Source organism: Paenilisteria portnoyi (assembly GCF_014322795.1).
GTDB lineage: Bacteria > Bacillota > Bacilli > Lactobacillales > Listeriaceae > Listeria_A > Listeria_A portnoyi.
This window is the reverse complement of sequence record NZ_JAASTT010000014.1, coordinates 76,339-87,550: the sequence shown is the minus strand read 5'-3', so window position 1 is coordinate 87,550 and position 11,212 is coordinate 76,339. Positions and strand designations below refer to the sequence as shown.

The 11,212-nt window shown below is 38.6% G+C and carries 8 protein-coding genes and 2 pseudogenes; all 10 read left to right on the top strand.

Annotated elements, in window-relative coordinates; all coding sequences use genetic code 11:
• A pseudogene (locus HCJ66_RS10650) lies at positions 1–635 on the top strand (hypothetical protein); the annotation flags it as partial.
• Positions 636–654: 19 nt separating this feature from the next.
• A complete protein-coding gene (locus HCJ66_RS10645) occupies positions 655–1,173 on the top strand; it encodes a hypothetical protein (RefSeq protein WP_187133103.1) in 519 nt (172 codons plus the stop codon).
• Positions 1,174–1,383, top strand: a complete 210-nt coding sequence (locus HCJ66_RS10640) for a hypothetical protein (RefSeq protein ID WP_187133102.1) — start codon at positions 1,174–1,176, stop codon at positions 1,381–1,383. It begins immediately after the preceding gene.
• Between the two features lie 233 nt (positions 1,384–1,616).
• Positions 1,617–3,332 carry a hypothetical protein gene (locus tag HCJ66_RS16170; RefSeq protein ID WP_246438633.1) on the top strand — a complete coding sequence of 572 codons (1,716 nt, stop codon included), beginning with the start codon at positions 1,617–1,619 and terminating at the stop codon, positions 3,330–3,332.
• A gap of 1 nt (position 3,333) precedes the next feature.
• Entirely contained in the window at positions 3,334–4,020 is a 687-nt protein-coding gene (locus HCJ66_RS10630; RefSeq protein WP_187133101.1) for an SMI1/KNR4 family protein, read from the top strand.
• Between the two features lie 135 nt (positions 4,021–4,155).
• Positions 4,156–6,880 (top strand): annotated as a pseudogene (gene essC / locus HCJ66_RS10625) (type VII secretion protein EssC); the annotation flags it as partial.
• A 195-nt stretch (positions 6,881–7,075) separates the two neighbouring features.
• Positions 7,076–7,900, top strand: a complete 825-nt coding sequence (locus tag HCJ66_RS10620) for a DUF1672 family protein (protein WP_222717472.1) — start codon at positions 7,076–7,078, stop codon at positions 7,898–7,900.
• Positions 7,901–7,927: 27 nt separating this feature from the next.
• A complete protein-coding gene (locus HCJ66_RS10615) occupies positions 7,928–9,988 on the top strand; it encodes an SA1320 family protein (protein WP_187133099.1) in 2,061 nt (686 codons plus the stop codon).
• Positions 9,989–10,116: 128 nt separating this feature from the next.
• Positions 10,117–10,785, top strand: a complete 669-nt coding sequence (locus HCJ66_RS10610) for a hypothetical protein (RefSeq protein ID WP_187133098.1) — start codon at positions 10,117–10,119, stop codon at positions 10,783–10,785.
• A 6-nt stretch (positions 10,786–10,791) separates the two neighbouring features.
• Positions 10,792–11,208 carry a hypothetical protein gene (locus HCJ66_RS10605; RefSeq protein ID WP_187133097.1) on the top strand — a complete coding sequence of 139 codons (417 nt, stop codon included), beginning with the start codon at positions 10,792–10,794 and terminating at the stop codon, positions 11,206–11,208.
• Positions 11,209–11,212 lie beyond the last annotated feature (4 nt).

The following is an 11,212-nucleotide window of genomic DNA, read 5'->3' as shown; positions in this document are numbered from 1 at the left end:
CGATGGGAAAACAAGCATTGCGTGAGAGTGCAGAGCGGATTCGGAATGTGCCGCGGGTTATAAGTGATGTGGCGAGTACCGTGAAGAATACCGCGCAGGAAGGCTTGACTACTGTTAAGAATGCCGGAAATACAATAAAAAATTTCGGACAACCTCGAGTAGTAGCTGATGGATTTGTATTCACAGACGATGTAATTGAAGATGTGCAACCTGTTGTCTCTAAGATTGGAAAAGAAGCGGAGGATTCGGTTTCTTATTACCGGGTGCAAGGTGGGGGAGAAGGCACAAAAACAAGTCAGCACAGAATACAATTGAATGACGATGGGACTATCCGAATACCTAACCATGATGCAGACCTTAATCTTAGTGCATACTATAAAGAACATGCTATTTATTTTAGGGATACCAAACGTCCAGGTGGAGAAATAATAGAATTCAAGGTTCCAAAGGAATTAGATGACTTAGCGCAGGAAACTAAGATTGATCAATACAAGTATTCTGAGAATCCTAAAAATCAAGGAGGGATGGCTCCGAAACTTGTTGATCCTACAACTCCTGGGGTAAGCTATGAGTTTCCAGCACCTTGGGGTGAATGGATTGAAGAAAATGCCCATTCTGCAAGAATAATAGAGTAAAACGAAAGGAGGTAGCACATTGAAACCTAAATACGCTGAGAACATTATTGTGGGTGTTGTGTATAAAAAAATTTTCAAATGGTATATAACAGATAGGGATACATGGATACTAGACATCGATAAGTATAGTGAGGCATATTTAAAAAATGGATATGATTTTGATATGAATTTTGCCTTAGGATTTAGAAATAAGATACATGTGATTGATGAAACAACTATTGAAGAGTATGCGTTTGCTTATGAAAAAAATCAGGTGGACTCTGATGAATTACAAAATCTTTTGGTAAATAAGCAGTATGAAGATACAGTTTTAGCGCTGCAGGCGTCACTCTATATAGATTTCGATAAGAAAATATTTGTATCCTCTTATCCTGAGTCATTACCATTCGAGAGTTATACCCCTACAGGCTGGAAGAGTAGTTATGGAGATTTTACTGAGTATATCCCTAAAAAAGAAAGATATTGGATTTTAGGTGATAAGAATTTAATATCAGAAGAATACAAATTAGAGGTAGACAAATTTAAGGAGGGTAAATAAATGAGTAATGATATGCTTACTATTTTAAATGAGAGCTACAAAAAACAAGGAACAGAGGAAGAAATTGAAGGATTAACCGTATTGCTTGATGGTACAATAAAACAAGTTTTTGATAAGATTAGGATTGAAAAAAATTATAAAGATAATAATGAAGTGTTGAGAGATATTATCTTTACAGGTGTAAATTCTATAATAGAAGCTAAGAAATAGTGAGTGGAATGGTAACCCATTTTCGAACAAAATTTATAAGGTCTTAACTAAATCCGAATCTTAGAATTTAGTATGTGATACTGTGAAATGAGGACTGTGCAGATTAAGTTAGCGCCTCGTTCAGTGTGAAATCCAAAATAATGCACTACTGAGCTCATCTTTTCAGATGGGCTTCTCTGCGTTACGAATTTTATACCAAGCTAGACGTACCAGAGTAAAAAGGGGGATGGCAGATGGATGTTAAGTATAAAGAAAACGACTGGGGCAAGTCCAAAGATGCTACTGGGACGCTCATTGGACTAGGCTGGGGAAAAGGCGTGACGGATTATTTGAAGAAAATCAACGCTAATTTTGAGGATATTCAAAACGATATTCGAAAAGATGACCCAGATGGCGTGATTTCGTTTTCTTTTACAGATATGGAGAGCAAGTATCAAACCTTGTTCGAGAAAATAGAAGTATTGCATGATTACGCAGGGGATGCCGGAAATATGGTGGAACGCGTGATTGACGAGCCGTTTTATAAGGACATTGATAAGTTCGTCGAGAAGATGGAAGCTTTGTCGATTGATAATTACGAGACGAAGAACACGATTGGCGCGACGACGATTATAACAACAGGCGGATACGATTACGGCGGTTATGGCGCAACAACGACAACCGTGCCAAAAGACAAGATTAAGCTAAGCGACATCACGGCAGGGGATAACTTTTTTGCGGACAATCTAAAAGCCCAATTTGCGGAGTATAGTAAACAGAATCCGGATCAGGAGTTTACATACGAGCAATATCAATCGGCGGTATCGAGTTCGCGCGCGTTTGAGTATGATTCGATTCGAGATGGCCAGCAGAATCTCGAATTATGGCGTGATATCGGAGCAGCAATTGTGATTATCGGCGTGAGCATTGTGTGCCCACCCGCAGGTTTGGCACTTGGCATAGCATATGGTACACTGGAATTGTCTAGCGCCGCGACCGGAAAAGACTGGATGACTGGGCGCGAAATGGACGGGACCGAGCGCGCGACACGAGGGGCGTTTGCGTTGTTGGACATTATTCCAGGCGTGAAAGGAATCCGAGCGTTTAGTACGGCGACGAAGGCTGGTGGAGTGGCGTTGGACGCTGCGCAAGTTGGTAGTAAGTTGACACTGCGGCAGACGGCAAAGCAAGGAGTGTCTCATGTGGATGCGATGGGAAGACAGGCATTGCGTGAGAGTGCCGAGCGGATTCGGAATGCACCGAGGGTTATAAGTGATGTGGCGAGTACCGTGAAGAATACGGCGCAGGAAGGCTTGACCACCGTTAAGAAAATGACGGCGAATTTCGGGGATAATATGCGGAATTTGAACTTTGGCGGCGAGCGTTTGGTTGCTGAGGGATTTGGAGATATCGGAACTGGTTTTGTAAGGAATGCAGATGAAGCGTCGACTGGAGTAAATAAAATTGTCAGTAAGGGCTTAGATGATGTAAGAGAAAAGCTAGATGATGTAACCACCGGGCCAAGGTATGGTGATCGTCGAATCTCAGATCAAGAATATAATAAACTAAGATCTAAAACTCCCTCTAGAAAAATTCAAAAGCAAGTTAATGAAAATTTGGATGACCTTCTTGGAACTGCTGATCCTGCCTTGCCAGGTAAAACAATCGATGGAACACTACATGCAGATCATATAGTATCGATGGATAGTATTACGAAAATGGAAGGTTTCGATAAGCTTACTAAAGAACAGCAAATATCAGTATTAAACTATGAAGAAAATTTTATAGGCTTAAGCGAAACTGCTAATAAATCTAAAGGGCCAAAATCGTATTCTGATTGGACTATTTATAAGAAAGAAGGAGTAGAAGTAAACCCAGAGTTTAGAAGTGAAATGATGCTTAAAGAAAGCGAACTCGAGAAAAAGTTACAAAGATTAATTGATGAATTAAATAAAGGCGGTGGTTTCTAAGATGGAAAATAAAATACAGTTTTTATCGAAGTATAGAAAAAACATTTCGATAGTGAATATGGCAAAGATAAATGAAGATACGGTAAGTAATGAATGGTATAATATTCTAAAAGAAAGTGACAGGAGCTTTAGAATAAAGAATACAATTGATTATTGGAATAGCATTAGCTCTGCGGAACTAAGAAATACAATATCGTATTTAACTCATAATTTAGTAGATGTGGAGTTAATAAATTACGAGGACACGTACTCTATACTGTATACTGTCAAAGTTGGCGATGGCGAGATTGATTATTTCGAAGGTAAAATGCCTATTCGAAGCGTAAACAATACTGAATTAAATAAATTTTGGACAAATACACCTATATCGATAAAGAATTTCTATGAAAAATTGCATAATGGCTTTTATTATTTTCCAAGTAGAGCCATGGGACTCATCCCGCTCGAGGATATAACATTTTTTGGGGATGATGAATGGGGGATTATAGAGGAATTAGATTCGCCATTAGGTATTAAACTCGATTCTACATTCGGTTTTTTCAGCACAGGAATGGGTGGATATGTGGCTTTAGATTATAATAATTGTGGCAATGATAACGCAACAGTATGGTTTGTAGATGAGCAACCCCAGTACAATGCTGATTTTTGGGATATTGTAGACGAATGGATTGTCATAGGATTTGAATAGGTTTAAAGATGGAATGGTAACGCATTTTCGAACAAAATTTATAAGGTCTTAACTAAATCGAATCTTAGAATGAGGATGAATATTGAATAACTAAAGTGTTAGGGGTTTCTCTAGCACTTTTTTTGATATTTATTGAGTGAGTACGGGGTTTCGCTTGTGTTCGTGCAGGACGTGATGCAGAGTTTGCCGGAGCATGTGAAAACCGTTTTGGTACGGTGTCGACCGCGTGGAAGAGCTTGGAATTAGCACGCGTTGGGAGAAAAATGAGACGTATAAGAGCTTGGCGGTTCCACTTGGTTTGCGCGGGAAAGACGATATTGTCAACCTGAACTTGCATGAAAAAGCGCATGGTCCGCATGGCTTGGTCGCGGGTACGACGGGTTCTGGTAAGTCGGAAATTATTCAATCGTACATTATCTCGCTTGCCGTGAATTTCCATCCGTATGAAGTCGCGTTCCTGCTGATCGATTACAAGGGCGGCGGCATGGCGAATCTGTTCCGAAACTTGCCACATTTGCTCGGTACGATCACGAACTTGGACGGCGCGCAAAGTATGCGTGCGCTAGCTTCGATCAAAGCCGAATTGCAGAAGCGTCAACGTCTATTTGGCGAGCACGATGTCAACCATATTAACCAATATCAAAAATTATACAAATTAGGCGAAGCATCAGAAGCGATGCCGCATTTATTCCTGATTTCCGATGAGTTCGCCGAGCTAAAAAGTGAGCAGCCGGAATTCATGAAAGAACTTGTTTCAACGGCGCGTATTGGGCGTTCGCTCGGTATCCATTTGATTCTCGCCACGCAAAAACCAAGCGGCGTCGTGGATGATCAAATCTGGTCGAACTCGAAATTCAAACTGGCGCTGAAAGTACAAAACGCATCGGATTCCAATGAAATTTTGAAAACACCAGACGCAGCGGAAATCACGCTACCCGGTCGTTCATATTTGCAAGTCGGGAATAACGAGATTTACGAATTGTTCCAGAGTGCTTGGAGTGGTGCGGATTACGTGCCGGATAAAGACGATCAAGAGCAAGTAGACACGACGATTTACGCGATTAACGATCTCGGTCAGTATGAAATTTTGACAGAAGATTTAAGTGGTTTGGGCGATAAAGAGGATATTTCGAAAGTGCCGTCCGAGCTTGATGCGGTGATCGATTATATTCACGCGTATACGGAGGAAGCTAATATCGCGATGTTGCCGCGTCCGTGGTTGCCGCCGCTTCCTGAGCAAGTATTTGCGCAAGATTTGCATCCAGTAGATTTTGAAAAAGCGTGGCAAGAGCCAAAAAAACCGCTGCGCGCGACAATTGGGTTACTGGATCAACCAGAGATGCAAGCTCAAAATCCATTAACGTTAGATTTGACAAAAGATGGACATGTAGCCGTATTTTCAAGTCCTGGCTATGGTAAATCTACTTTCTTGCAGAGTGTTATTATGGATTTGGCTCGTCAACATAATCCAGAGCAGTTACATGTGTATCTTCTAGACTTTGGTACAAATGGTTTATTACCGCTAAAAGAAGTGCCGCATGTTGCGGATACAATCACGATTGATGAATTTGAAAAATGTACGAAATTTATTAATATGATGCTGGTGGAGTTGAAAACGAGGAAAAAACTATTAAGCAAGTTTGGTGTAGCTAACGTCGGAATGTATGAACGTGCAAGCCAGCAAGAAATACCTAATATCTTGATAACCATTGATAATTTTGATGCGGTAAGAGATGCAGGATTGGACGACAGATTCCAACCTTTGATAAGCCAAATTGCACGTGAAGGTAGTTCCGTCGGTATTTATTTAATGATTAGTGGCGGACGCCAAAATGTCTTGAATATTCAACTTGTCGCCAACATAAAAACACAAATAGCGCTTTATCTGATTGAAGAAAATGAACCAAAGAGTATTGTTGGAAGGACAACGTTGAAAATTGAAGATATGATGGGCCGTGGTTTGGTTAAAGTAGAGGATCCTACAATTTTCCAGACGGTATTACCGAACAAGGGTAGTGACGTACTTGAAATTATTTCAGGAATTCAAGAGGAAGGTAGAGCAATGGATGCAAGTTGGACTGGTGAAAAACCACTAGCAATTCCAATGGTACCTGAGGAGTTAACCTATGAAGAATTTACTTCATGGCGAGGAATAGAGAAAATTGGTAATGTGATACCTTTGGGTCTAGAAAAAAATCAGGTGACCCCAGTTGGAATAGATATGAGGAAGGCTGGAAACTTCGTAATTGCTGGTTTATCTAAAGAAGATGGGGATAATACAATTCGTGTTATGTTGAAACACATGTTGGGGCAAGATAGCTATGAGATTGGAATTATTGATACAAAGAAACGTGAATTCTCTGTTATGCAAGGAGAGGTCAAGCTGTATGTTAGTGGTAAGGACAGTATTGTTCAGCTACTAGAGCAGTTGAATGGAATAGTGACTAAGAGAGAAGAAGCCTACAAGATGGAACAACAGGAAAATCCTGATTTAAGCCCAGAGCAGTTTATTACTAAATTCAAGCCTATTGTGATATTTATAGCGGATTCATCTGATTTAGTAGATGAAATAGATGATAGAGACTGGGATAATGTTGTAAAACTTATGAAAACTGGTGCATTTATGGGAGTCTACGTTGTTTCTAATACTTTATTTGATGCATTAGATAGTCGTTATGACGTCATAACTAAGTATCTAAAAGTCCAATCACAAGTATTATTATTTAGAAGCACATACGGACAGTCGATGTTTGATGTGACAAGTAAAGATACTCATGCGACTATTTTTAATCCTCAAGAAGCATATTTAATCAGTGATCGAGTAGCGACAAAAATTAAATTACCCTTGCTGAAGGAATAATAATGTTTTCTCATCCAGTTCATATGGGCTGGATGAGAAACAATCAAGAGCGTAGACATACAATTACTGGCTAAATAAATTTAACTTGTTTATAGTTAAAGTTGTAAAGAAGATAAAAAAGGAAGTGGAAGAATGAAGAAAAGTGCGATTGTAGCGGGAATATTAATTAGTTTAATCTTAGGAGGTTGTAATAACATGGATAAACAAGGTAAGGATGATGTAGCATCAAAGCAAGAAGTAGCGGTACAGGATTATAATGGGCAGGGGTTTATATTCATTGATGGAGATAAGACCAAAGATATCGTTGCCGAGAATAAAGAGGTTATTTCCAAGTACGCATTGGATTATTTTAAAGAAAAATATCATACTGATGTAGTGGTAAATAATGTTGTTCCAGCAAGAAATGCAGCAGTTGTTATATTGGAGTCCAAACATGAGCCGAAATTTAATACGTCGGTGATAGTGAGTATTGATATGAATAAGAAGAAAGTATTAGATTCGGTTACATCCGAGGAAGGAAGCATTGAGGGGAGTATTCAAACAGGTCTCTATGCAATGGCTTATGAAGATAAGTTTTCAAATTTAGATAAATTTGTTAAGTCTGCATCTGAAAAGAGCGGGTTTATCGGATTGACAGACGAAGCCGTTAAAAAGACTAGAGATTCGGGGTATGTTACTAACTACTATTATTTGGCTATGCAGGGATCAGGTGCGCCGAGTATTTCTAATTTATACATTTCTAATAAAAACATTAATAAAGAGTCGTTAAGAAATTTGTTTGAAAAAGAAAAAAATCCTGAAACCTTAGTTGGGATTGTCATTTCACTCTATACTAAAGATAAGAAGGCAGATATCGATAAAGTGAATTCAATAATTAATGAACTTAAGAATGCAGAAGGATTGCCACCAGGCGCATATTCAGTAATTGTTAATGGTAATACTATTGACGTTACAAGTGGTCAAGCAATAGGAGACTCTGTTGGGACTTCAGTAGGTGTGGATGAAATTATTAAAAAGTAAAACGTATATCTGAGGGGAGTGAAAATAATGGGAAAGAAAACACCTGATAACGATTTAGTAGAGCTAGGTGGAAGTTCTGTATATAAAAATCCAATTGTAAATGCTGAGATTTCTATAAATAATAACTCGTACAAAGTTTTAAATACGAACTATAAGGGAGCAGCAGGATTAGACGCGATGACAGTCGCTAATATAAAAACCGGTGAAATTTCAATAGTCTATCAAGGAACACATGGAATCGATGATGTCTTTACAGATGCATCTTTACCTGGAAGAAATATAGATGCCCAATTAGCGGCGGCAAATGAGTATTACGATGAAATGAATGAAAAATACCGAAATAATCCAATCACATTAAGGCAAGAGGATGGGGAAATGAAAAAATTCCCTGCAGAAGGGGTAACAAATGTTGCGGGAAACTCTCTCGGTGGAGGATTAGCCAATCATGTAGCCATTCAGAATCAAGGGGTGTACAGCGTCGCTTTTGATCCTGCTATCCTGCCGTATACGCCAGATAGCGGAAAAAGTAAGTATATCACAAATTACATGAGCCAATATGATCCGCTTACATTGGGAGAACTGGGCTTAGGTTACGATGCAAGATTACCAGGCAAACAAGTGACGATGTATAGTGGCTTGCCATGGTTTGTTGCTTTGTCAGAAAATCATACTGGGTATACTGCAAAGGGAGAGTATACAATCGGAAAACCAGGAGACGTGGGCTATGGAAAAATAAAAATCGGTGCCGACGATTTTTTAGCAGTCAGTCCATGGGGAAATGTGCTTGCTAAAAATTATGGGGGATCAGGTACGAAGATTAAAATTGATCCAGACACGTTAACAGTACTAGCCACCTCTTTAACAGCGCATACGTTAGTACAACTGAAGGATGCTAAGAACTATCTAGATAACTCTGTAGATATTGTCAACCATGAGGGACATAAGCTAGATGACCGTGTTGGCACGCTAAAAGATGACTTTGATATGATGTTGAAAGATACAGCTTTTGGGAAAATATTTTTAGGAGCTGGTGCATATGAGCAGCTACGAAATGATTTTGAAAAGGACTATCCTATCTTTACAACAGCTGTAGATGTGATGCAAAGAATACGCACGACACCAGTCATTTCGGATATATTAGATTTTATTCTCACTAATTCCTTTACAGTAATAGATACATTATTGAAGTTACCAATGTTATTAGGGGATATTGTATTAAAGGCAGAAGATATTATAGATCACATCGGTGGGATAAAGAGTCAAGCCGTCCCTAAGTTATTTGTGAATATAGACAGTCAGTTTTTTGATGGTATTGTAGAGGAACTAACGAAGCATTATGCGATTATTGATACTAACAAAGATAAAATGGAGTTGCAAGTAAGCAATTTTAGGGATCAAGTAACGGCTGTCAAAGATGTGATGGAAACGGCAGATAAAAATGCATCGTTGGGGATTTATGATGAAGTTAACTCGGGGCCTAGCACCGTGAAAGTAATGATGGAAGATTCCCCATATTTGAAGAAAGGCATGACTGTACGACAAAACCAGATTGATACCAATTTTAAAGCATTTTCAACGAGTATCAGTTTAAGTATGAAACCGTTATTACGGAATCTGGGAAGTACAATTAATCAAGCGAATATAGCCATTGACGATATTTTAAGAAACTTACGAACCATTGTGGCGGCGGTGAGTGCAGTAGATATTCCAATCGTTTCCTTTGATGATGATTTAAGAGAGACATTAAGAAGTTTGGAAAGAACATTGAATGGCATTAAACAATCCGCAGAAGGAGCGCATCAAGCGGTGACCGATTTAGAATCTGGATTTGAGAATGTACTAACTAATTTCAAACCGTACATAGATACGGCTTTGTTTGAGGGAACAAAGTATCACAATGTGATTTTGTATAATCAAGCATCATTGAACATTTTAGAAGTTGCGAGGCTAATTTTCATAGATATTAAATATCAATTGAGTGGTAGCAATAGTTCAGAAGCAATTCAATCATTGGACATTATTTCTAATGATGTGAAGCTGAACTTAGATAAACTGATTGCGCAGGTGAGATTAGGAACGATTCAATAATAGAATGTGAGAAATGCTGGGATTTGAAGTTCTCAGCATTTTTCAATTGAATACATAAATGGGAACACGAAACAGAGCAAGATAAATTTACTTCGGATAAGGTCAAATACAATAGCACGAGAACTGGTGTGCATTGCAAAAACTACAAGCGGCTGAGTGAAGCTTTATACGCGTTAAACATGCTGAATGATGATTCGACGGGAATATTTAACGTACCTATACCGAAATACAATGAAGAAGATGAACTGGAAAATCTCAAAATAGTGCTTGAAAAAGGATATAGCCATCTTGAAGAAATAGGCTTGTTTCAGAGTGGTGAACCAACAGAAGAAGGCTTGAAGTATGGCTATATTTTGAAAAAGTATCAAAAAGCCAAGCGTTACATGACATTAAATAGTTTTACATGCGCTGTTGATGTAGACAAGAATAAAATGTTTTCGCATGTATTAGAAAAAACAGGAGAAAATGTATATACGCTGGAACGAACCGACAAAATGATTTTGCTAGCAGTCTTTTATCAAAACATTAAATTTCTACAGCAGCTGGATAATAAACAGCAAAGTGAAGATACAAAAATCTGGCAAGACTACGCGTTATTGCGATTAGAAGCCTATTATAGCCAGAATGAAGCTTTTCAGTTACAGTATTTTGAATATGATAAATGTACCTATTCAGCCCTGATTATCGACAATGATACAGAGATTATTGAGTACGATTTACCAAGGCAAAAAGTTCGTTCCATAGCAGGGAAAACACTGAAAAAGCAATTCGTTAAATTTATGAAAGTGCAGGTGTGATAAAATATGGGAGCAGGTGAAATTTCAATCTCGCTTACGGAACAAGAACAACTGCTTGTTGAAATGCAGAAATTAGCACAGCATTCAGGAGAGTTGACACAATTGCTGAAAGAAGCAGGAGAAGCGGTAAGTGCGATTTGTTTAGAAGGCCAATTTAAAGATAGAATTATTAACAATGATCAAGGAACAATATCACGATTCACACTCAAAGCGCAGACACTCCAAACATTAGCAGAAGTTTTATCGATTCAAACAGAAAACACATATAAATCAATGATTGACACGGATAAAATGCTAGCGATGCAGGTGGTAAATGTGATATTGAATGAGCCCGGGACAAATGCCGATTTTAAATTAGCATGTGAGCAAGATCCTAACGCAGTGATCGACCAAGTGAAAACCTACATGAAAGAAAATAAATAGGGGG

What these genes read in the sequence shown, in the direction of transcription:
- HCJ66_RS10640 (WP_187133102.1), top strand. Translation starts at nt 1,174, where the DNA reads ATGAGTAATGATATGCTTACTATTTTAAATGAGAGCTACAAAAAACAA.
- HCJ66_RS16170 (WP_246438633.1), top strand. Translation starts at nt 1,617, where the DNA reads ATGGATGTTAAGTATAAAGAAAACGACTGGGGCAAGTCCAAAGATGCT.
- HCJ66_RS10630 (WP_187133101.1), top strand. Translation starts at nt 3,334, where the DNA reads ATGGAAAATAAAATACAGTTTTTATCGAAGTATAGAAAAAACATTTCG.
- HCJ66_RS10620 (WP_222717472.1), top strand. Translation starts at nt 7,076, where the DNA reads ATGGATAAACAAGGTAAGGATGATGTAGCATCAAAGCAAGAAGTAGCG.
- HCJ66_RS10615 (WP_187133099.1), top strand. Translation starts at nt 7,928, where the DNA reads ATGGGAAAGAAAACACCTGATAACGATTTAGTAGAGCTAGGTGGAAGT.
- HCJ66_RS10605 (WP_187133097.1), top strand. Translation starts at nt 10,792, where the DNA reads ATGGGAGCAGGTGAAATTTCAATCTCGCTTACGGAACAAGAACAACTG.